This is a genomic window from Klebsiella sp. Lac1, from assembly GCF_009825425.1.
Classification (GTDB): domain Bacteria; phylum Pseudomonadota; class Gammaproteobacteria; order Enterobacterales; family Enterobacteriaceae; genus Klebsiella; species Klebsiella electrica.
Genome location: NZ_VJZJ01000001.1, coordinates 1,219,237 through 1,240,728 on the forward strand (window position 1 = coordinate 1,219,237; position 21,492 = coordinate 1,240,728).

The following is a 21,492-nucleotide window of genomic DNA, read 5'->3' on the forward strand; positions in this document are numbered from 1 at the left end:
TAAGGAAATCACAAGATTATGGCTCTTTCTTCCAATTTCGAGTACGTAGATTATTCTGCATCCTTTACTAGTGTTCCGTCGCGTAACCGCATCCTGACCAACCTGGGCATCTTCCAGCGCGGCACTACCGATCAGTTTAAAACAAGCCTGGATGTGTTAACCGCAATGGCGGATACAGTAGCGCCAGCCGCTAACCGATTCGGCAGTGAATGGGGTTCTACTCCAAAACCAAAAGCGGCTAACCATTTGATTGAATTGCCGTTATTCCCCACGCAGGACATAATTACAGCAGCCGATGTACAACCATATCGTAAGTATGGATCGCCGCTACAGGCTAGTGTTCTGGATGCAGTTACCGCTAAAAGTCTTGCTCACCACGAACGTTTCTCTGCTACCCGTGAAAAGATGTTCGCCGAGTCATTATTCCGTCATCGTGTCACCGATATGGAATTTACAGCCGATGGCCCGATCCTTGATTGGTCTGATGAGTTCGGCTATGACCAAAGCACAGGGACCCTGTCCATCAATATGACAGATGATCCGCTGGAATCCCTGTCTGATGAGGTCAGTAAGATGAAAGCCCGTATGGGTGGCCTGGCTCCGCTGCTGAAGGGCATTTATCTGTTTGCGGGTTCCAACGTGTTCAAGCGAATCCGGTTCAACCCGCAGATCCGCGAGCTGGTGAAATATCACGTCCTGGGCGCACAGGGTCTGGTTTTCGATCAAGATCTGAATCCAGGTTTCAGCTACTACATCGTTGATAACGTGACCGTCGTCGAGATGAGCGATACCGCATTTTACGGTATTGGACCTGATGAGGCGTACCTCGTCCCGCTGATGGATAAACCTCTGAGCGGTGATCAGAGCGCGGTGTTCACCAACCTGGTGGGGCCAACAAGCCGAAATCTTGAGCTGGCCTTTGCTGATGTCGTGGATTTCCGCATTTATAGCAGCACCGATGCGTATAAGAACATCACGCTATCCAGCGAATTCTCGATGCTTCCCACCACGTTCCGCCCCGACCTTGTTACCCACCTCACGATGAACGCATAAAGAAGTTGGGCGGTGATTGCCGCCCTCTTAATCCTTTGGAGAGGTAAATATATGCAATTGAAAATTCTGGGTGTGGGAAATGCGCCGCTGCTATCGGTCAAGGTCAAAACACTTGACGATGCTGCTGGCCTGTTAAACGTCTCAGCGCTCGCCAGGGCTTTAGGGGTAAAGCGCAGCACCTTCTTAAGCAAGGTCGCCAGCGTGGGCCTTGAGGCCGCGATTCTGCACTACGCGACACAGCAAAAATTGAAAGATGCTATCTGACCGGACGGGTAAAACCGCCCGGTTTTTTTTATGCCTGCAATCCGGCGGGGGTGTACAACAAACAGGGTTACACAGTGGTAAAAAGGCTGTATAATAACAACCAAGAAATCAAGTAAGTTATTGAAAATAAACAAAATTTTATTTTCACAACGACGCCTGGGAAGGCGACACCTTAAGGAAGCTCAATGAGCGAGAAATTACAGAAAGTGCTGGCCCGCGCCGGCCACGGCTCCCGCCGTGAAATTGAATCTAAAATCGAAGCTGGCCGCGTCAGCGTCGATGGTAAAGTCGCCACCCTCGGCGATCGTGTAGAAGTGGTTCCGGGTTTAAAAATTCGTATCGATGGTCATCTGATTTCGGTGAAAGAGTCCGCTGAACAGATTTGCCGCGTCCTGGCGTATTACAAGCCGGAAGGCGAACTCTGCACGCGTAACGATCCTGAAGGCCGTCCGACGGTATTTGACCGATTGCCGAAACTGCGCGGCGCGCGCTGGATTGCGGTGGGGCGTCTGGATGTCAACACCTGCGGTCTGCTGCTGTTCACCACCGATGGCGAACTGGCAAACCGTCTGATGCACCCGAGCCGCGAAGTGGAACGTGAGTACGCCGTGCGTGTGTTCGGTCAGGTTGATGACGACAAACTGCGTCAGCTGTCTCGCGGCGTGCAGCTGGAAGATGGCCCGGCGGCGTTTAAAACGATCAAGTTTGCCGGCGGCGAAGGGATTAACCAGTGGTACAATGTCACGCTGACCGAAGGGCGCAACCGTGAAGTCCGCCGTCTGTGGGAAGCGGTTGGCGTGCAGGTCAGCCGTCTGATTCGCGTGCGCTACGGCGATATTCCGTTGCCGAAAGGCCTGCCTCGCGGCGGCTATACCGAGCTGGATCTGGCGCAAACCAACTACCTGCGCGAGCTGGTTGAACTGCCTGCGGAAACCACCTCGAAAGTCGCGGTAGAGAAAGATCGTCGCCGTATGAAGGCGAATCAGATTCGCCGCGCGGTGAAACGCCATTCCCAGGTGGGAAACAGCAACAACCGCCGTTCGGGTGGCAGCCGTAGCAACGGCTAATCTGCTTAAATCCGGCGGGTTCTCGCCGGATTCCTCTTTAAAGTGGTGCTGGCGTCAGGTGGAGATCCATTGCGCCTGCCGCTGAATGCCACGCTTATCAGTAATCAATCCCCATCTGCGCTTTGATACCGGCATCGAATGCGTGCTTAACCGGTCGCAACTCGCTGACGGTATCAGCCAGCTCGATGATCTCCCGGTGGCAGCCGCGTCCGGTGATGATCACCGTTTGCTGTAGCGGGCGGTTGCGCAGCGCACTAAGGACCGTTTCGAGCGGCAAATAGTCGTACGCCACCATGTAAGTCAGCTCATCCAGCAGCACCATGTCCAGGGATTCGTCGGCCAGCATCCGCTGCGCGTGTTCCCAGACCGCAAGGCAGGCCGCCGTATCGCTTTCACGATCCTGGGTATTCCAGGTAAACCCGGTGGCCATCACCTGAAACTCTACGCCGTGCGGCTCCAGCAGGTTGCGCTCGCCGTTGGGCCAGGTGCCTTTGATAAACTGGATGACGCCCGCTTTTTTTCCATGCCCGATAGCGCGGGTGACGGTACCAAAACCGGCCGTCGTTTTGCCTTTTCCGTTGCCGGTGAAGACGATGACGATGCCGCGTTCTTCCTGCGCCGCCGCCACGCGGGCATCCACTTTATCTTTTACCCGCTGCTGGCGTTCACGGTAGCGTTCATCACTCATTGTGCAATTCCTGGTTTACGCCCTGGCTGGGCATCGAAAGTCATTCCCGTCTTGCGACGGCTGTCATCGCCCATCAGCCATAGATAAACCGGCATAATATCGGCGGGGGTTTTGAGCTTTTGCGGATCTTCCGTCGGGAACGCGTTGGCGCGCATTTTGGTGCGCGTTCCGCCTGGATTGATACAGTTAACCCGCAGGTGACGACTCTGGTACTCTTCGGCCAGCACCTGCATCATCCCTTCAGTGGCAAACTTGGAGGCCGCATAGGCGCCCCAGTTGGCGCGTCCCTGGCGGCCGACGCTGGAGGAGGTGAAGACCAGCGAACCCGACTCAGACTTGAGTAATAAAGGAAGCAGCGCCTGGGTCAGCATAAAGGTGCCGTTGACGTTGACCTGCATCACCTGCTGCCAGACTTCCGGCTTTTGTTGATCCATCGGGCAGACATCGCCCAGCAGACCGGCATTGTGCAGTACGCCATCAAGACGCGGGTAGTGGACGCTAATCTGCTGTGCCAGCTGCTGGCACTCCTGCGGCGTGCAGGTTAACAGATCCAACGTGAACCAACGCGCCGGAAGCCCGCCGGCCTGGTCTATTTCCTGCGCCACGCTGCGCAGTTTCTCTTCGTTACGTCCGACCAGCACAACGCTTGCGCTGTAGCGCGAATAGGTCAATGCGGCTTCGCGGCCGATACCGTCGCTGGCGCCGGTAACCAGGATAATGCGATCTTTTAATAAATGATGCTGCGGTTGATAGTGCACGGCGACTCCTTGGGCAATCTGCTGACGATCGCGCGTTGTATTCGGTCTCATACTTTTGCGTTTTATGCCTGAAACAGCCGGGCATTGCAATCAGCGAAGGGGAAACTCTTCGCGGAATGAACATCTTGCAACGATTTCATCGTCGCTGAAAAAAACGGGAAGGGGGCTCGCGCACCACACAAAGCGCAGAGACTTGGTGACGCCGGCTGATGTACACTGTGCTTCAACGTCAGTGGTTTACACAAGGTGAATACGTGGAATTACTTGCTCAATATGGCCTGTTTTTGGCCAAAATCGCGACCGTTGTCGTCGCCATTGCGGTTATTACCGCCCTCATTGTTAACCTGACCCAGCGGAAGAAACAACGTGGGGAACTGCGGGTAACCAATCTCAGCGAGCAATACAAAGAGATGCGGGAAGAGCTGGCGGTCGCGCTGCTGGATGGTCCGCAGCAAAAGGTGTGGCACAAAGCGCAAAAGAAAAAGCACAAGCAGGAGGCGAAGGCAGCCAGGGCGCGGGCTAAGCTTGGGGCTAGCGAACCAAACAGCAAACCGCGCGCCTGGGTGCTGGATTTCAAAGGCAGTATGGACGCCCACGAAGTCGCCAGCCTGCGCGAAGAGATCACCGCGGTTCTGGCGGCCGTAAAACCGCGCGACCAGGTGATCCTCCGTCTGGAAAGCCCCGGCGGGGTGGTTCACGGCTATGGCCTGGCGGCGTCTCAGCTGCAGCGTCTGCGCGATAAGCAAATACCCTTAACCGTGGCGGTTGATAAAGTCGCGGCCAGCGGCGGTTACATGATGGCCTGCGTGGCGAACAAAATTGTGGCTGCGCCGTTCGCCATCCTGGGATCTATCGGTGTGGTTGCGCAGATCCCTAACCTGCATCGCTTCCTGAAGAACAAAGATATCGATATCGAACTGCATACCGCCGGTCAGTACAAACGTACCTTGACGATGCTGGGTGAGAATACTGACGAAGGTCGACGCAAGTTCCGCGAAGATCTGAATGAGACCCATCAGTTGTTCAAAGATTTTGTCCATGAGATGCGGCCATCGCTGGATATTGAGACCGTCGCCACCGGTGAACACTGGTACGGCGTTCAGGCGCTGGAGAAAGGGCTGGTAGACGTCGTGGAAACCAGCGATGAACTGCTTCTGGGGCTGATCGACAATCACGACGTGATCGGCGTTCGTTACCAGCAGCGCAAAAAAATGCTCGACCGTTTTACCGGCAGCGCCGCCGAAAGCGCCGACCGTTTGCTGCTACGCTGGTGGCAGCGAGGGGAAAAGCCGCTGATGTAATCAGTGAATGTGAACAAAGCAACGCGAGGCAACTGCCTCGCGTTGGCGTTTTATGCCCGCTCAATACAGAGAAGAGGGCTTAATCGGCCAGGTGGTATTTCTCTGACAGCGCATGGGCGAGGTATTTGAACATATTGAATACCGCCGTGCTCTTCGCTGTTGGCAAGCCTTGCTCATCAAGATAAAACTCGCCGCTAAATACCAGCACGCCGTTACGCTGAACGACGTCGGTCGCTTCAATCCCGGCTAGCGTATCTTCATGCTCGCGGATGAGTTTGTTGGCTATTTCAAGCAGCGACTGGCGATCGATAGGTTGGGTTGTACCTTGCATAAGTGACTCCTGTGATTCTTCGCCCGGTAGTTTACGCCGCGCGGCGAGATGGGGCAAATTTTCCATTCAGAGTACAGGGTTAATGGCAAAGCTCTAAGAAACATGACTTTACTGGCAGGATTTGCTTTTGCATGCTAATAAAGTTGCGTAACGAATTTTATCAGGTACAGTGTGACGCTTTCGGCGATCTGGCAACAGATTTGCTTGACATTCGGCCAAAAATTCTTCGTGCTATGTCACCTGACGAGAAAAAGTCAGTAAACTCAGCTATCTGGTTTTATGGATGTGGAACTGGACGTGCAAAGGGTTGATATCCATCGACGGCGTCGCAACATTTGACGTACGTCGTCAGTGGATGGTGAATCAAAATGTGCGATGTATTCCTGGATGAATCAAATTAGGTAAAGGTGAATATGGGTAAAGCTCTCGTTATCGTTGAGTCCCCGGCAAAAGCCAAAACGATCAATAAGTATCTGGGTAATGACTATGTGGTGAAATCCAGCGTGGGTCATATCCGCGATTTGCCGACCAGTGGCTCAGCTTCCAAAAAGAGCGCCGACTCTACCTCCACCAAAGGGGCTAAAAAGCCTAAAAAGGATGAACGTAGCGCTCTGGTCAATCGTATGGGCGTAGACCCATGGCATGACTGGGATGCTCAGTATGAAGTACTTCCGGGTAAAGAAAAGGTAGTTTCAGAACTCAAACAGTTGGCGGAAAAAGCCGACCACATCTATCTCGCAACCGACCTTGACCGCGAAGGGGAGGCCATTGCATGGCACCTGCGGGAAGTGATCGGTGGAGATGACAAACGCTATAGCCGCGTGGTGTTCAACGAAATCACCAAAAATGCGATCCGTCAGGCTTTTGAGAAGCCAGGCGAACTGAATATCGATCGTGTTAATGCCCAGCAGGCGCGCCGTTTTATGGACCGCGTCGTGGGCTATATGGTTTCTCCGCTGCTGTGGAAAAAAATTGCCCGCGGTCTGTCCGCAGGCCGCGTCCAGTCGGTTGCCGTACGTCTGGTCGTGGAGCGTGAACGCGAAATTAAAGCGTTCGTACCGGAAGAGTTCTGGGAAATCGACGCCAGCACCACCACTCCGGGCGGCGATGCTCTGTCGCTGCAGGTGACGCATAAGCACGACAAGCCGTTCCGTCCGGTGAACCGCGATGAAACGATGGCTGCCGTTGCGCTGCTGGAGAAAGCCAGCTACAGCGTGCTGGAGCGTGAAGACAAACCGACCAGCAGCAAGCCCGGCGCGCCGTTTATTACCTCGACCTTGCAGCAGGCAGCCAGCACCCGCCTGGGCTTCGGCGTGAAGAAAACCATGATGATGGCGCAGCGTCTCTATGAAGCTGGCTACATCACCTACATGCGTACCGATTCAACGAACCTGAGTCAGGATGCGCTGAGCATGGTTCGCGGCTATATCGGCGATAACTTTGGCAAAAAATATCTGCCAGAGAGCGCCAATCAGTACACCAGCAAAGAAAACTCACAGGAAGCGCACGAAGCGATTCGTCCTTCTGACGTCAACGTGATGGCTGAAGACCTGAAAGGGATGGAAGCCGACGCGCTGAAACTGTATCAGCTGATCTGGCGCCAGTTTGTCGCCTGTCAGATGACGTCGGCGCAGTACGACTCCACCACGCTGACCGTGAAAGCCGGCGACTTTAAACTCAAAGCGCGCGGTCGTACCCTGCGTTTTGACGGCTGGACCAAAGTGATGCCGGCGCTGCGTAAAGGTGATGAAGATCGGACGCTACCGGTCGTCAATCAAGGCGAGAGCCTGAGCCTGGTCGAACTGATTCCGGCACAGCACTTTACCAAGCCGCCTGCGCGCTTTAGCGAAGCCTCGCTGGTTAAAGAGCTGGAAAAACGCGGGATTGGCCGTCCGTCTACCTATGCGTCGATCATTTCGACCATTCAGGATCGCGGCTACGTGCGGGTGGAAAACCGTCGCTTCTATGCCGAGAAAATGGGTGAGATTGTCACCGATCGTCTGGAAGAGAATTTCCGCGACCTGATGAACTACGATTTTACCGCGCAAATGGAAGATCGCCTCGATCAGGTGGCGAATCATCAGGCCGAATGGCGTCAGGTGCTGAATCACTTCTTCGGTGACTTCACCACCCAGCTGGAAACGGCGGAGAAGGATCCGCAAGAGGGCGGCATGCAGCCGAACCCGATGGTGCTGACCAGCATCGACTGTCCGACCTGCGGGCGTAAGATGGGGATTCGCACGGCCAGCACCGGGGTGTTCCTCGGTTGTTCCGGCTATGCGCTGCCGCCGAAAGAACGCTGCAAGACCACCATTAACCTGGTGCCGGAAAACGAAGTGCTCAACGTGCTGGAAGGCGACGATGCCGAAACCAACGCGCTGCGCGCCAAGCGTCGCTGCCAGAAGTGCGGCACGGCGATGGACAGCTACCTGATCGATCCTAAGCGCAAGCTGCACGTCTGTGGTAACAACCCGACCTGCGATGGCTATGAGATTGAAGAGGGCGAGTTCCGCATCAAGGGTTATGACGGCCCAATCGTTGAGTGTGAAAAATGTGGTTCTGAAATGCACCTGAAAATGGGGCGTTTTGGTAAGTACATGGCCTGCACCAACGACGAATGTAAGAATACGCGCAAAATTCTGCGTAACGGCGAAGTCGCTCCGCCGAAGGAAGATCCGGTTCCGTTACCGGAGCTGCCGTGTGAGAAGTCGGACGCCTTTTTCGTCCTGCGTGATGGTGCGGCAGGTGTTTTCCTTGCGGCAAACACCTTCCCGAAATCGCGTGAAACTCGTGCGCCGCTGGTGGAAGAGCTGTACCGCTTCCGCGATCGTCTGCCGGAGAAACTGCGTTATCTGGCCGACGCGCCGCAGCAGGATCCTGACGGTAATAAAACGCTGGTGCGTTTTAGCCGTAAAACGAAGCAGCAGTACGTCGCGTCAGAGAAAGATGGCAAGGCGACCGGTTGGTCAGCCTTCTATATTGACGGTAAATGGACTGAAGCCAGCAAGTAAGCAGTACTCTCCTGAAGGGCCGCGATGCGGCCCTTTTTGTCACTGATTTTCCTGCCTTATTCGCCATTCCTGTACGCCGGACGATAGCCTTATAACCAGCTTATTATTTTTCGTTAGTGTCTATACACTGTAGATATAAATGATATAGTGGTTATAGCTAATCTCTTTTTTATTATTAAATCGTCTTATACATCATCGTGTTCAGGATGCTTTGTGGCGCCATAGCGGCGAGTCGCAGGGACGGCAAACGTGCAGCTTGCCGACAGGCGGCCTGAACGTAAAATGTATGAACGAATTCATTTTACGCGTTAACGGATATCAGCCATGAAACTACAGCAGCTCCGCTACATCGTTGAGGTTGTTAACCATAATCTGAATGTCTCCTCGACTGCCGAAGGTCTGTATACCTCACAGCCCGGTATCAGCAAGCAGGTACGCATGCTGGAAGATGAACTCGGTATTCAGATTTTCGCCCGTAGTGGCAAACATTTAACTCAGGTGACGCCGGCCGGTCAGGAGATCATCCGCATTGCCCGCGAAGTCCTGTCGAAGGTCGATGCGATTAAATCGGTCGCAGGCGAACATACCTGGCCTGACAAAGGCTCGCTGTATGTGGCTACCACCCATACTCAGGCCCGCTATGCGTTACCTGGGGTGATAAAAGGCTTTATTGAGCGCTATCCGCGCGTCTCCTTGCATATGCATCAGGGCTCGCCGACACAAATTGCGGAGGCGGTGTCAAAGGGGAACGCGGATTTCGCCATCGCGACCGAAGCACTGCATCTCTATGATGATCTGGTCATGCTGCCGTGCTATCACTGGAATCGTTCGATTGTGGTGACGCCTGAACACCCGCTGGCCTCCCGTGGGTCGGTGACGATTGAAGAGCTGGCCCAGTACCCGCTGGTCACCTACACCTTCGGCTTTACCGGCCGTTCTGAGCTGGATACCGCCTTTAACCGTGCCGGGCTGACGCCACGTATCGTTTTCACCGCCACCGATGCTGACGTTATCAAAACCTATGTCCGTCTTGGCCTTGGGGTCGGGGTGATTGCCAGCATGGCGGTGGATCCGGTCTCCGATCCTGACCTGGTTAAGCTTGATGCTAACGGTATTTTCAGCCACAGCACCACGAAAATAGGTTTCCGCCGCAGCACCTTCCTTCGTAGCTATATGTATGATTTTATTCAACGTTTTGCGCCGCATTTGACACGAGATGTGGTGGATACCGCGGTGGCCTTGCGCTCGAATGAAGATATTGAGGCAATGTTTAAAGATATTAAACTACCGGAAAAATAGCCCTGTAAATGATAATGGCATCCTTACGGGGATGCCAGAGCCTATTATGGCCTATAATCGGGCCTCTAAACCTCGTATAAATCACAATTTTCGTTAACTCCTCGTACCACATTTTCAAATATACCCGCCGCGATCAAATTAATGATTAAAGGTCTCCGTTTCTAAGAAAATTAGCTGGATTAATCTTAATCCCATAATTAATATTTAATCGTACCTGATAATTTTAGCGATTGGTGGTGATGAAATGATAAGTGATATCGATTATATGAAGTTTGCGATGTCACAGGAAAGTGACAAAACGGAGATCGATCCTGTGTTGAGGAGTCGGGCCTGGAGCGCTGTTATCCTTGGGCTCGCGATGTTCTGGAGTATTGTGGCGCTAGTCATTTGTAACGTCTGGATCATTAGCTGAACCTTTTTTTCTGAGTCTGAATATATTTCATTTTTATGACAGTTAAAATACGAGGTATTATTTAAGTTAATAAACTAATGGCAGCAAGGAGGATATATTTCGCCACAATGGTTTTTAATCCCTGACCCATACTGTTGAACTAATCGTCAATAAGCCGGCGATTAGTTCTTTTTCGTTTCTGCGTATTAATCAACTCCCTCTCTTACCATCGTTTCATCAATTGTATTCAACATTTTCCCGCGATGTTATTCAGGTTTTCTGTCCTTATCGCTTTTCAATTCGTTCCCGCCGATTTTAGCAATTCGGGTTGTTATCAAAGTGTTATGCCCGGTATGTGTTATCTTTAATATTAACCCTGAGGAGGATCAGGGCATGCCATCCCTGTGATAAAGGAGGAGCTATGTCGTCAACCCTACGAGCAGCCAGTAAGGATACGCTACAGGTCAAAGATAAAACCTACCACTACTACAGTTTACCGCTGGCCGCTAAAGAACTGGGCGATCTGACCCGTCTGCCCAAATCGCTTAAAGTCCTGCTGGAGAATCTGCTGCGCTGGCAGGACGGTGACTCGGTCACCGCCGAAGATATTCACGCGCTGGCAGGCTGGCTTGAACATGCCCATGCTGACCGGGAAATCGCCTATCGTCCGGCGCGCGTGCTGATGCAGGATTTTACCGGCGTACCCGCGGTGGTGGATCTCGCGGCAATGCGTGAAGCGGTCAAACGCCTGGGAGGCGATACGGCGAAGGTCAACCCGCTGTCGCCGGTGGACCTGGTTATCGACCACTCGGTCACCGTCGATCGCTTCGGCAATGACGATGCGTTCGAGGAAAACGTGCGTCTTGAGATGGAGCGCAACCACGAGCGCTACGTTTTCCTGCGCTGGGGACAGCAGGCGTTCAGCCGCTTCAGCGTCGTGCCGCCGGGCACCGGTATTTGCCATCAGGTTAACCTGGAGTACCTCGGCAAAACGGTCTGGAGTGAGGAGCAAAACGGCGAATGGGTGGCCTGGCCTGATACGCTGGTCGGTACCGATTCGCATACCACGATGATCAACGGCCTGGGCGTGCTGGGCTGGGGCGTCGGCGGTATTGAAGCGGAAGCCGCGATGCTGGGCCAGCCGGTCTCGATGCTGATCCCGGATGTGGTGGGCTTTAAACTGAGCGGTAAACTGCGCGAGGGCATTACCGCCACCGACCTCGTGCTCACCGTGACCCAGATGTTGCGTCAGCACGGCGTGGTGGGTAAGTTTGTTGAGTTTTACGGCGATGGTCTGGATTCGCTGCCGCTGGCCGACCGCGCGACCATCGCCAATATGTCCCCCGAATACGGTGCGACCTGCGGCTTCTTCCCGATTGATGCGGTAACCCTCAGCTATATGCGGCTGAGCGGTCGTAGCGATGCACAGGTGGCGCTGGTGGAAGCCTATGCTAAAGCGCAGGGCATGTGGCGTCAGACGGGCGATGAGCCGATCTTCACCAGTACGCTGGCACTGGATATGGGCACTGTCGAAGCGAGTCTGGCGGGGCCAAAACGGCCGCAGGATCGCGTGGCGCTGGGGGATGTCCCGAAAGCCTTTGCCGCCAGCAGCGAGTTGGAGGTTAATCAGACACAAAAACAGCGCCAGCCGGTCGACTATACGCTGAACGGACATCGCTATTCGCTGCCCGATGGTGCGGTGGCGATTGCCGCCATCACCTCCTGTACCAACACCTCTAACCCCAGTGTGCTAATGGCCGCCGGCCTGTTGGCCAAGAAAGCGGTTGCGCTGGGCCTGAAGCCGCAGCCGTGGGTGAAAGCCTCTCTGGCGCCAGGATCGAAAGTGGTGTCGGATTATCTGGCCCACGCCGGGCTGACGCCGTATCTCGACGAGCTGGGTTTCAACCTGGTCGGCTATGGGTGTACTACCTGTATCGGTAACTCCGGGCCGCTGCCGGAACCGATCGAAGAGGCTATCAAAAAAGGGGATTTAACCGTCGGCGCGGTGTTGTCCGGTAACCGTAACTTCGAAGGGCGTATTCATCCGCTGGTGAAAACCAACTGGCTGGCATCGCCGCCGCTGGTCGTGGCCTACGCCCTGGCCGGGAACATGAATGTCAATCTGACCCGCGATCCGCTTGGCACCGGTAAAAATGGTCAGCCGGTCTATCTGAAGGATATCTGGCCGAGCGGCCTTGAGATCGCCCAGGCGGTTGAGCAGGTCACGACCGATATGTTCCACAAAGAGTACGCGGAGGTGTTTGAAGGAACGCCAGAATGGAAAGCCATTCACGTCGATCGCTCCGATACTTACGACTGGCAGGAGGATTCAACCTATATCCGTCTGTCGCCATTCTTTGACCAGATGGGGGTTCAGCCTGAGCCGGTAGAGGACATTCACGGCGCGCGTATTCTGGCGATGCTCGGCGACTCGGTCACCACGGACCACATCTCTCCGGCCGGGAGTATCAAGCAGGACAGCCCGGCCGGGCGCTATTTACAGCAACATGGCGTCGCGCGCGTTGACTTTAACTCCTACGGTTCCCGCCGCGGCAACCATGAGGTGATGATGCGCGGGACCTTCGCCAACATCCGTATTCGCAACGAAATGGTGCCGGGCGTGGAAGGAGGGATGACCCGACATCTGCCGGACAGCGAACCGATCGCGATTTATGACGCGGCGATGCGTTATAAAAATGAGGGGATCCCGCTGGCGGTGGTGGCCGGGAAAGAGTACGGTTCCGGCTCCAGTCGCGACTGGGCGGCGAAAGGCCCGCGGTTGCTGGGTGTGCGGGTGGTTATCGCTGAATCATTTGAGCGTATTCACCGTTCCAACCTGATAGGGATGGGGATCCTGCCGCTGGAGTTCCCGCAGGGCGTCACGCGTAAAACGCTGGGGCTGAACGGGGAGGAGCGGATAGATATCAGCAACCTGCAGGCCTTGCAGCCAGGCGCGACGGTGCCGGTGACCCTGACGCGGGCGGACGGTACGCAGGAGACGATCGACTGCCGTTGCCGCATCGATACCGCCACCGAACTGACCTACTATCAGAATGACGGCATTCTGCATTATGTGATCCGCAACATGCTGTAAAAAAAGGGCCAGCAAGCGCTGGCCCTGTCTTTTTTTGCCGACTTATTTATTCAACAGATGCCCCATTTTGGCGGCCTTGGTGTCCAGATAGTGGGCATTTTTCGGGTTGCGCCCGACAATCAGCGGCACGCGTTCAACGATATTAATCCCGGCTTCGCTGAGAATTTCCACTTTTTTCGGGTTGTTGGTCAGCAAACGCACCTGGTCGACGTGGAGCAGTTTGAACATATCCGCGCACAGCGTAAAGTCGCGCTCATCCGCCGCAAAGCCCAGCTGATGGTTGGCTTCCACGGTGTCATAGCCCTGATCCTGCAACGCATAGGCGCGAATTTTATTCAGCAGACCAATGTTGCGGCCTTCCTGACGGTGGTACAGCAGGATACCGCGTCCCTCTTCGGCAATATGCGACAGCGCCGCTTCGAGCTGAAAACCGCAATCACAACGCAGACTAAAAAGGGCGTCGCCCGTTAAGCACTCAGAATGTACGCGAGCAAGGACCGGGGACTGGCCCGAAATATCGCCGAAGACCAGTGCGACATGATCCTGCCCGGTTGCCAGTTCTTCAAATCCCACCATCAGGAAATCGCCCCAGGGGGTTGGCAGTTTGGCTTCTGCCACACGTTTAAGCTGCATGTGATTCTCCAGATTCTGTCAGCACCTGAATGTGCTTTCTGTTTGGCGCTATTTTGCCACAATGGCGCGACGTTCTCCTAATTACGCACGGCTGCCTGCGCGTAAAGCGCACAAACGTACCACTTTCCGTTATGATAGTCGGAAGAAGAGATAAGGAGAGAAGATGCTGTCGATTGCCAGACGAACCGCCCTCGGTGCGGCATTGCTTATGATTATGCCCGGCGTGGTGTGGGTATCCGGTTGGAAGTGGCAGCCAGACCTTCCGCAAGCGTGGTTAAAACTGCTCTACTGGGTGACAGAGAGCGTGACCCAGCCGTGGGGCATCATTACCCATACGGTTTTATGCGGCTGGTTCCTGTGGTGTCTGCGTTTTCGTCTGCGCGCCGCGGTGATGCTGTTTGTGATTCTGGGGGCGGCTATCCTGTTGGGGCAGGGCATAAAATCCTGGATAAAAGAGCAGGTTCAGGAGCCGCGTCCTTTTGTGGTTTGGCTGGAAAAGACGCAGCAGGTGCCGGTTGAGCAATTCTACGCGTTAAAACGCAAAGAACGCGCTAAACTGGTGCATGAGCAGCTGGCGCAAGAGCAGGATATTCCTCGATTCCTGCGCAAGCACTGGCAGAAAGAGACCGGTTTTGCTTTTCCGTCCGGGCACACGATGTTTGCGGCCAGTTGGGCCTTGTTGGGCGTCGGACTGCTGTGGCCGCGGCGACGCTGGCTGACCATCGCCGTGCTGCTGACGTGGGCGACGGCCGTGATGGGCAGTCGCCTGGCGCTGGGCATGCACTGGCCGCAAGATTTGCTGGTCGCCACCTTTATCTCGTGGCTGCTGGTAACCCTGGCCACCTGGATAACCCAGCGGCTGTGCGGTCCGCTTACGCCGCCGGGAGAAGAGGCGCAGGAGATTAAGACGCGGACGATAAATCAGGGATAACGTTGATTTCCGCGCCGGACGGACGCATATCCGGACAGGGTGCCATGCTTTTCCATTTCACCGCTGCGGCGAAAATGATACTTTATAGGGCTGAACGCGGGATTTTTTCGCTCAACCCACAAAACGGGAAGTAGTGTGAAATATTTACTGATTTTCTTACTGGTATTAGCCATCTTCGTCATCTCCGTGACCTTAGGCGCACAGAATGATCAACTGGTCACGTTCAACTATTTGCTCGCGCAGGGTGAATTCCGTATTTCGACGTTGCTGGCAGTGCTCTTTGCCGCAGGGTTTGCAATTGGCTGGTTGATTTGCGGCCTTTTCTGGCTGCGGGTTCGCGTTTCTCTGGTTCGCGCTGAACGTAAAATCAAGCGCCTTGAACATCAGATTGCGCCAGCCAACGCCGCGCCAGCCGACGCAGGTGTTCCTGCGGTGAAGGAATAATCATTTATGCTGGAGTTGTTATTTCTGCTTTTGCCCGTTGCCGCTGCTTACGGATGGTATATGGGGCGCAGAAGTGCACAACAGTCCAGACAGGACGACGCTAGCCGCCTGTCGCGTGACTACGTGACCGGGGTGAACTTTCTGCTGAGCAACCAGCAGGATAAAGCGGTGGATCTGTTCCTCGACATGCTGAAAGAGGACACCGGTACCGTTGAGGCCCACCTGACGCTGGGTAACCTGTTCCGCTCGCGCGGTGAGGTTGACCGGGCTATCCGTATTCACCAGAGCCTGATGGAGAGCGCCTCGCTGACTTACGATCAGCGGCTGCTGGCCGTTCAGCAACTGGGGCGCGACTATATGGCCGCCGGTCTCTACGATCGCGCGGAAGATATGTTCAAGCAACTGGTGGATGAAACCGATTTTCGCCTCAGCGCGCTGCAGCAGCTGCTGCAAATCTATCAGGCCACCAGCGACTGGCAGTCGGCCATTGATGTTGCCGAGCGTTTAGTGAAACTGGGTAAAGAAAAACACCGGGGCGATATTGCCAACTTCTGGTGCGAGCTTGCGCTGCAGCAGATGGCGAACAGCGATATGGATAAAGCAATGTCGCTGCTGAAAAAAGGGGCTGCGGCTGACCGCAACAGCGCCCGCGTGTCGATTATGATCGGCCGGGTATGGATGGAGAAGGGCGACTACGCGAAAGCGGTAGAGAGCCTGGAGCGGGTCATCAATCAGGATAAAGAGCTGGTGGGCGAAACGCTCGACATGCTGCAGACCTGCTATCAGCAGCTGGGCAAACTTGATGAATGGGAACTCTTCCTCCGCCGCTGCGTCGATGAAAACGCCGGAGCGACCGCGGAGCTGATGCTGGCGCAAATTCTCGAACAGCGCGAAGGCGTGGAGGCGGCCCAGAGCTATGTTACCCGCCAGCTGGAGCGTCATCCGACGATGCGGGTGTTCCATAAGCTGATGGACTACCACCTTAATGAAGCCGAAGAGGGGCGCGCGAAGGAGAGCCTCGGCGTTCTGCGCAATATGGTGGGGGAGCAGGTTCGCAGTAAACCGCGCTACCGCTGTCAAAAGTGCGGTTTTACCGCTCACACTCTGTACTGGCACTGTCCGTCCTGCCGGTCGTGGTCAACGATTAAACCCATTCGCGGCCTCGACGGGCAATAGTTTTTAAAAAAAGCGCAATTTAGTTACAACATACTTATCAGTTTTTATCATCCGCTGCCTTTGACACCATCGCTGCCATCGTCCGCCAGGCGGCGAAAAGCAGCCTGTCAATTTCCCTCCATCGCAGGTAGAATGCTGCCCGTTTACCTTTTTTGCGCCAAACGGCGCCCATCAACAATTAAGGTCTGGTCATGACGTCTACTGCTTCATCTTCGCCTCGCGTTGTCACATCCTCTCCCGTTGTTGTTGCGCTCGATTATGACAACCGCGACAAAGCGCTGGCCTTTGTTGACCGTATTGATCCACGCGACTGCCGCCTGAAGGTGGGTAAGGAGATGTTTACGCTGCTGGGGCCACAGTTTGTTTGCGACTTGCATCAGCGCGGTTTTGAGGTCTTCCTCGACCTGAAATTTCATGATATCCCGAATACCACTGCGCGCGCGGTAGCCGCGGCGGCAGAGCTGGGTGTCTGGATGGTCAATGTTCATGCCTCTGGCGGTGCGCGAATGATGACCGCGGCACGTGAAGCGTTGCTGCCGTTTGGCAAGGACGCGCCGCTGCTGATTGCCGTGACCGTCCTGACCAGCATGGAAGCCAGCGATCTCCAGGATCTTGGCATCACGCTTTCTCCCGCCGATCATGCGGCAAAACTGGCGGCGTTAACCCAGCGCTGCGGCCTCGACGGCGTGGTCTGTTCTGCGCAGGAAGCGGCCCGCTTCAAGCACGAACTGGGGCAGGCCTTTAAGCTGGTGACGCCGGGTATTCGCCCGCAGGGCAGCGATGCCGGAGACCAGCGCCGTATCATGACGCCGGAACAGGCGCAGGCAGCCGGCGTAGACTATATGGTGATTGGTCGTCCGGTGACTCAGTCGGCGGATCCGGCAGCGACCTTACGCAGCATCAATGCGTCACTGACTCAGGGGGTATCATGACCGATTCCAATAGCCGTCTGGTCTATTCGACGGAAAGCGGCCGTATCGATGAACCGAAGGCGGTCGTTGAGCGTCCTAAAGGCGATGGCGTGGTACGTATTCAGCGTCAGACCAGCGGCCGCAAGGGCAAGGGCGTATGCCTGATCGTCGGTATTGACCTGGACGATGATGCGCTGGCAAAACTGGCCGCCGAGCTGAAAAAGAAGTGCGGCTGCGGCGGGTCGGTGAAAGATGGCGTGATTGAAATTCAGGGCGATAAGCGCGATTTGCTTAAATCACTGCTGGAAGCCAAAGGCATGAAAGTTAAGCTGGCGGGTGGGTAATCAATAACAAGGCCACGGTAAATACCGTGGCCTTGATTTTTAGCAGGTGCGTGAGTCTGTAAGTCTACTGATGCGGATTATTTTTATCGTTGATCCAGTTGAGACCTTATTTACCAACCTGGTGACCGATAATCCCGCCAACTGCCGCGCCGCCCAGGGTACCGAGCGTGCTGCCATCGGTTAAGACTGCGCCGCCGAGTGCGCCTGCGCCTGCGCCGATGGCGGTATTACGATCGCGTTTGGACCAGTGGGAACATGCGCTCAGAGACATTGCTACGGTAACGGCCAGAACAGCGGCAGCCATTTTTTTGCTCATTGAAGTCATCATAATTTTCTCCTGAATAATCAATTCATGGATACAACTTCCTTTAAAGCATAGCGTGATGCCAGGTTTTAAGGGCTATTCCATGAAACTTAAGTTGCGCAGGCGGTACTTTAATCACGCAGGTGATAGTCACTTCCTGTTATATCGCTAACATTAATTCTACTTTTTTTTAATTTTGCTGGCAGGTAAAAACTCTTAATTGCGGGCTCGGAATACTCTCAGACAGGGATTCATGCGGTCTGCGCCCACGACGGTGGGCGGCGGGGAAAGAAAAAATGCCGGGCGAAAAAGCAAGTCGGGGCGAATTCAGGAACAACTAACAATATCGACGGTGAGTCCGCTTTCTGTCAGCTGCTGACGTGCGTCATCGTGCAGACCGCTGTCGGTAATAATGCGGCTAAACCGCGCCACCGGACCGAGCGGATAAGGGTGCACGACGCTGAACTTCGAACTGTCGCTCAGGACAATCGCCTCACAGCCCTTTTCAAGAACGGCATTGACCACATCCGCGCGCATCATATCCTTGCCGGTAAAACCGGTTTCCGGCTGCCAGCCATCGATGCCAATAAACGCTTTGCTGAAGTGCACCTGCTGAATAAACTGCCGCGTGAGCGGACCGACCATACTTTCGCTGCGCTTCTGATAGATCCCGCCGAGCAGAATGACCTCTGCGGGCGTCTCTTTAAGCAGATGCGCAATATAGCTGCTGACGGTGATGATGGTAATGTCGCCGCGTTCGGCAAGCGTGCGGGCGAGCAGGGCGTTGCAGCTGCCGTTTTCGATAAATACCGTCTCACCGGCGTTGACCAACTCTGCGGCGCGCGTAGCCAGTTCACGTTTGATCGAGAAATGAGTCATCATCCGGGTTTCGACATCTTCACTATCCAGCGGGACGGCGAAACCATGGGTCCGGCGCAGATAGCTCTGTTTTTCCAGTAAATTCAAATCCTGTCGAATCGTGACTTCAGAGACACCGGTCATTTTCGCGAGATCGGTCACGCTCATGCGGCCTTTATCGATGACCATTTGCAAAATACTTTGTTGTCGGGCGTTCATAGCAACATCACAGTTAGGGGGAAATTTTGGCTGCAATCGACTTCATTGAGCGATTGTGGCGATGTGGGCGATCAGATTTCCCAGGGTGCTTTCGGTTGGCCGGGTTTCGCTTCTGGCTCATCGCTGGCAAGCGCCTGCAGCTCCGCTTTGAGGATCTCCAGATTATGAATTGCAGAGTGATAATCTCCGGCAACCAGAATATCCAGCACGGTATCGATACGTTGGGCGAGCAGGCGGGCATTCAGATCAGACATAGCATTATCCTGGTTACAAAAACGAATGAAATCAATGATGCAAAAAACAGATGAAAAAGAGAAGAGAAAAAAACGCACAACGTAAATCATCTGCGTTATAGCGTCAGAAAAACGAGGAAAAACGGGGCAATAGCAGACAATGCGGAGAAAAAACAAGCGGCCCCCGATAACGGGAGCCGCTGAAGACGGCTATCAGGCGAACGGACGCGCGATGACGCTGCGGGTTTCCATACGGACTTCAGCAATCTTGACGTCGATAACGTCAGTGACTTTGTAGACGGTTTCGCCTTTGATCTGCACGGTACCGTTTTCCTGGCTACAAACCAGTTCATCACGCACGGCGTGCAGGAACGGCGCCGGGATAAAGGCGACGGCGCCGTTGTCCACCAGGCGCACGCGCATCCCGCCGCGGCTGATATCGATGATTTCCGCGGCGAAGCGTGTATCGGTACCTGCCTGCGGGCTCAGATAGCGGGCGTACAGCCAGTCACCCACATCGCGTTCAGCCATGCGGTTCAGGCGGCGGCGCTCGGCCATCTGTACGGCAATTTCATCTTGTGGACGCGTTGCCGTTTCACCTTTAATGATCGCTTTCAGCAGACGATGGTTAATCATGTCGCCATATTTACGAATCGGTGAGGTCCAGGTGGCGTAGGCTTCAAGGCCAAGGCCGAAATGCGGACCCGGTTCGGTGCTGATTTCCGCGTAGGACTGGAAGCGACGAATGCGGCTGTCGAGGAAACCCGACGGCTGGGCATCAAGCTCGCGACGCAGTTTACAGAAACCGTCGAGCGTCAGTACTTCGACCGGATCAACGTGGACGTCGTGGGTCTTCAGCAACGTTGCCAGCTGTTCGGTGTTGGCCGGGTCAAAGCCGGTGTGCACGTTATAAACACCAAAGCCCAGCTGGTCGCGCAGAACGCGGGCGGCGCAGATGTTTGCCGCGATCATTGACTCTTCGACAATGCGGTTCGCGATGCGGCGCGGTTCGGCAACGATATCCAGCACCTCGCCTTTCTCGCCCAGTACGAAACGGTAGTCCGGACGGTCCTTGAACACCAGCGCATGGGTTTTACGCCATTCGCCGCGGCGCAGGCAGACATCCTGCAGCAGTGTAATCTGCTGAGCGATGGACTCGCTCGCAGGCTGCCAGCTGCCGGTATTTTCCAGCCAGTCGGAGACGTTGTCGTAGGCCAGTCTGGCTTTTGACTCAATGGTCGCGGCGAAGAATTCGATATCGTCTTCAATCGTGCCGTCAGCCGTGAGGATCATGCGGCAGGCGAGGACCGGACGCACTTCGTTGGCGCGCAGAGAGCACAGATCGTCAGACAGCTCGCGCGGCAACATCGGGATGTTAAAGCCCGGCAGATAGTTGGTGAAGGCACGAATTTTTGCCGCTTTGTCCAGTTTGCTGCCTTCGGCAATCCAGGCGGTCGGATCGGCGATGGCAACGGTCAAATGCAGCTTGCCGTCGGCGGCAGCTTCGACATACAGCGCATCGTCCATATCTTCGGTGCTGGCGCTGTCGATGGTGACGAAGTCCAGCGCCGTTAAGTCACGACGTTCCAGACCCTCATCCAGCATCTCGGTCGCCACGCCGTCCGGGGCTTCTTTTTCCAGATTGTGGCGAGCCAGCGTGACCCACCACGGAACGAAGTGATCGTCGCTGAAGGTAATAAACTGGGTTAATTCGGCATAAAAGCCGCGGTCGCCTTTCAGCGGATGACGGCGCATTTCAGCAACGGCCCAGTCACCCTCTTTAAAATCATGGTTCACGCTACGATCGGCGCGGCAGGGGATGGCGTCTTTCAGCAGCGGATGATCGGGAACGATAGACAGTCGGTCATCTTTCTTATGCACTTTACCGACGAAACGGGTCAGAAAAGGTTCAATCAACTCTTCCGGCTCGGCGCTTTCACGTTCTTTTTCGGTGTGGATCACGGCGCTGATACGGTCGCCATGCATCACTTTTTTCATTTGCGGCGGCGGAATAAAGTAGCTTTTTTGCGCATCAACTTCGAGGAAGCCAAAACCTTTTTCCGTCCCCTTAACGACCCCTTCAACACGAGGAGTCTGGGAATGCAGTTGCTGTTTAAGCTGCGCTAGCAGCGGGTTGTCCTGAAACATAGTTAGGTATTTTCGTGGCTAAAAGAGCGGCTGA

21 protein-coding genes are annotated in these 21,492 nt (G+C 54.9%); 13 read left to right on the forward strand and 8 right to left on the reverse strand.

Features of this window, described 5'->3' with window-relative positions; all coding sequences use genetic code 11:
- Positions 1-18 precede the first annotated feature (18 nt).
- The 3 genes from FNY10_RS05805 to rluB all read left to right on the forward strand — a co-directional run bounded on the left by FNY10_RS05805 (position 19) and on the right by rluB (position 2,384).
- On the forward strand, positions 19-1,053 hold the full coding sequence (locus FNY10_RS05805; protein ID WP_160703668.1) for a major capsid protein: 1,035 nt from the start codon (positions 19-21) through the stop codon (positions 1,051-1,053).
- 51 nt (positions 1,054-1,104) lie between these two features.
- Positions 1,105-1,317, forward strand: coding sequence for a hypothetical protein (locus FNY10_RS05810; protein WP_160703666.1), 213 nt, complete (start codon positions 1,105-1,107; stop codon positions 1,315-1,317).
- A gap of 185 nt (positions 1,318-1,502) precedes the next feature.
- Positions 1,503-2,384 carry a 23S rRNA pseudouridine(2605) synthase RluB gene (gene rluB / locus FNY10_RS05815; RefSeq protein ID WP_004861010.1) on the forward strand — a complete coding sequence of 294 codons (882 nt, stop codon included), beginning with the start codon at positions 1,503-1,505 and terminating at the stop codon, positions 2,382-2,384.
- 97 nt (positions 2,385-2,481) lie between these two features.
- On the opposite strand, the gene cobO is transcribed toward rluB, so the two are convergent.
- Together cobO and FNY10_RS05825 are read right to left on the reverse strand one after the other, a co-directional pair.
- Positions 2,482-3,072 (reverse strand): cob(I)yrinic acid a,c-diamide adenosyltransferase, encoded by a 591-nt coding sequence (gene cobO, locus FNY10_RS05820; RefSeq protein WP_100683932.1) that lies wholly within the window; start codon positions 3,070-3,072, stop codon positions 2,482-2,484.
- The gene (locus tag FNY10_RS05825; protein WP_100683931.1) at positions 3,069-3,830 is read right to left on the reverse strand and encodes a YciK family oxidoreductase; all 762 of its coding nucleotides are present in this window, start codon (positions 3,828-3,830) and stop codon (positions 3,069-3,071) included. The genes cobO and FNY10_RS05825 overlap by 4 nt, the downstream gene beginning before the upstream one ends.
- 254 nt (positions 3,831-4,084) lie before the next feature.
- Here FNY10_RS05825 and sohB point away from each other — a divergent pair, with 254 nt between their 5' ends.
- Positions 4,085-5,131: a protease SohB gene (gene sohB / locus FNY10_RS05830; RefSeq protein WP_100683930.1), complete on the forward strand. Its 1,047-nt coding sequence runs from the start codon at positions 4,085-4,087 to the stop codon at positions 5,129-5,131.
- 79 nt (positions 5,132-5,210) lie between these two features.
- Here the strand turns inward: sohB and FNY10_RS05835 are convergent, their stop codons facing one another.
- Complete coding sequence (locus tag FNY10_RS05835) at positions 5,211-5,462, reverse strand: YciN family protein (protein WP_100683929.1); 252 nt, start codon at positions 5,460-5,462, stop codon at positions 5,211-5,213.
- Between the two features lie 413 nt (positions 5,463-5,875).
- Here FNY10_RS05835 and topA point away from each other — a divergent pair, with 413 nt between their 5' ends.
- The 4 genes from topA to acnA all read left to right on the forward strand — a co-directional run bounded on the left by topA (position 5,876) and on the right by acnA (position 13,257).
- Complete coding sequence (gene topA, locus FNY10_RS05840) at positions 5,876-8,473, forward strand: type I DNA topoisomerase (RefSeq protein ID WP_160703664.1); 2,598 nt, start codon at positions 5,876-5,878, stop codon at positions 8,471-8,473.
- 324 nt (positions 8,474-8,797) lie between these two features.
- Entirely contained in the window at positions 8,798-9,772 is a 975-nt protein-coding gene (gene cysB / locus FNY10_RS05845; protein ID WP_004861036.1) for an HTH-type transcriptional regulator CysB, read from the forward strand.
- 244 nt (positions 9,773-10,016) lie between these two features.
- The gene (locus FNY10_RS05850) at positions 10,017-10,184 is read left to right on the forward strand and encodes a YmiA family putative membrane protein (RefSeq protein WP_100683926.1); all 168 of its coding nucleotides are present in this window, start codon (positions 10,017-10,019) and stop codon (positions 10,182-10,184) included.
- 400 nt (positions 10,185-10,584) lie between these two features.
- On the forward strand, positions 10,585-13,257 hold the full coding sequence (gene acnA, locus FNY10_RS05855; RefSeq protein WP_160703662.1) for an aconitate hydratase AcnA: 2,673 nt from the start codon (positions 10,585-10,587) through the stop codon (positions 13,255-13,257).
- A 42-nt stretch (positions 13,258-13,299) separates the two neighbouring features.
- Here acnA and ribA read toward each other — a convergent pair whose 3' ends face one another.
- Positions 13,300-13,890, reverse strand: coding sequence for a GTP cyclohydrolase II (gene ribA, locus FNY10_RS05860; RefSeq protein WP_004861045.1), 591 nt, complete (start codon positions 13,888-13,890; stop codon positions 13,300-13,302).
- 163 nt (positions 13,891-14,053) lie between these two features.
- On the opposite strand from ribA, the gene pgpB reads away from it, so the two are divergent.
- From pgpB to yciH, 5 genes are all read left to right on the forward strand, one after another.
- The gene (gene pgpB / locus FNY10_RS05865) at positions 14,054-14,821 is read left to right on the forward strand and encodes a phosphatidylglycerophosphatase B (RefSeq protein WP_131050200.1); all 768 of its coding nucleotides are present in this window, start codon (positions 14,054-14,056) and stop codon (positions 14,819-14,821) included.
- A 135-nt stretch (positions 14,822-14,956) separates the two neighbouring features.
- Positions 14,957-15,265 carry a LapA family protein gene (locus FNY10_RS05870; RefSeq protein WP_100683923.1) on the forward strand — a complete coding sequence of 103 codons (309 nt, stop codon included), beginning with the start codon at positions 14,957-14,959 and terminating at the stop codon, positions 15,263-15,265.
- A gap of 6 nt (positions 15,266-15,271) precedes the next feature.
- Positions 15,272-16,441 (forward strand): lipopolysaccharide assembly protein LapB, encoded by a 1,170-nt coding sequence (gene lapB / locus FNY10_RS05875; RefSeq protein ID WP_100683922.1) that lies wholly within the window; start codon positions 15,272-15,274, stop codon positions 16,439-16,441.
- 191 nt (positions 16,442-16,632) lie between these two features.
- Entirely contained in the window at positions 16,633-17,373 is a 741-nt protein-coding gene (gene pyrF, locus FNY10_RS05880) for an orotidine-5'-phosphate decarboxylase (protein ID WP_160703660.1), read from the forward strand.
- A complete protein-coding gene (yciH, locus tag FNY10_RS05885) occupies positions 17,370-17,696 on the forward strand; it encodes a stress response translation initiation inhibitor YciH (protein ID WP_100683920.1) in 327 nt (108 codons plus the stop codon). Before pyrF ends, yciH begins: the two co-directional genes overlap by 4 nt.
- A 106-nt stretch (positions 17,697-17,802) precedes the next feature.
- On the opposite strand, the gene osmB is transcribed toward yciH, so the two are convergent.
- The 4 genes from osmB to FNY10_RS05905 form a co-directional block, all read right to left on the reverse strand.
- Entirely contained in the window at positions 17,803-18,021 is a 219-nt protein-coding gene (gene osmB / locus FNY10_RS05890) for an osmotically-inducible lipoprotein OsmB (RefSeq protein ID WP_100683974.1), read from the reverse strand.
- 306 nt (positions 18,022-18,327) lie between these two features.
- Positions 18,328-19,077, reverse strand: a complete 750-nt coding sequence (locus FNY10_RS05895) for a DNA-binding transcriptional regulator YciT (protein ID WP_160703658.1) — start codon at positions 19,075-19,077, stop codon at positions 18,328-18,330.
- 71 nt (positions 19,078-19,148) lie between these two features.
- Positions 19,149-19,331 carry a hypothetical protein gene (locus FNY10_RS05900; protein WP_131050198.1) on the reverse strand — a complete coding sequence of 61 codons (183 nt, stop codon included), beginning with the start codon at positions 19,329-19,331 and terminating at the stop codon, positions 19,149-19,151.
- Positions 19,332-19,523: 192 nt separating this feature from the next.
- The gene (locus tag FNY10_RS05905) at positions 19,524-21,458 is read right to left on the reverse strand and encodes an exoribonuclease II (RefSeq protein ID WP_160703654.1); all 1,935 of its coding nucleotides are present in this window, start codon (positions 21,456-21,458) and stop codon (positions 19,524-19,526) included.
- Between the last annotated feature and the right edge of the window lie 34 nt (positions 21,459-21,492).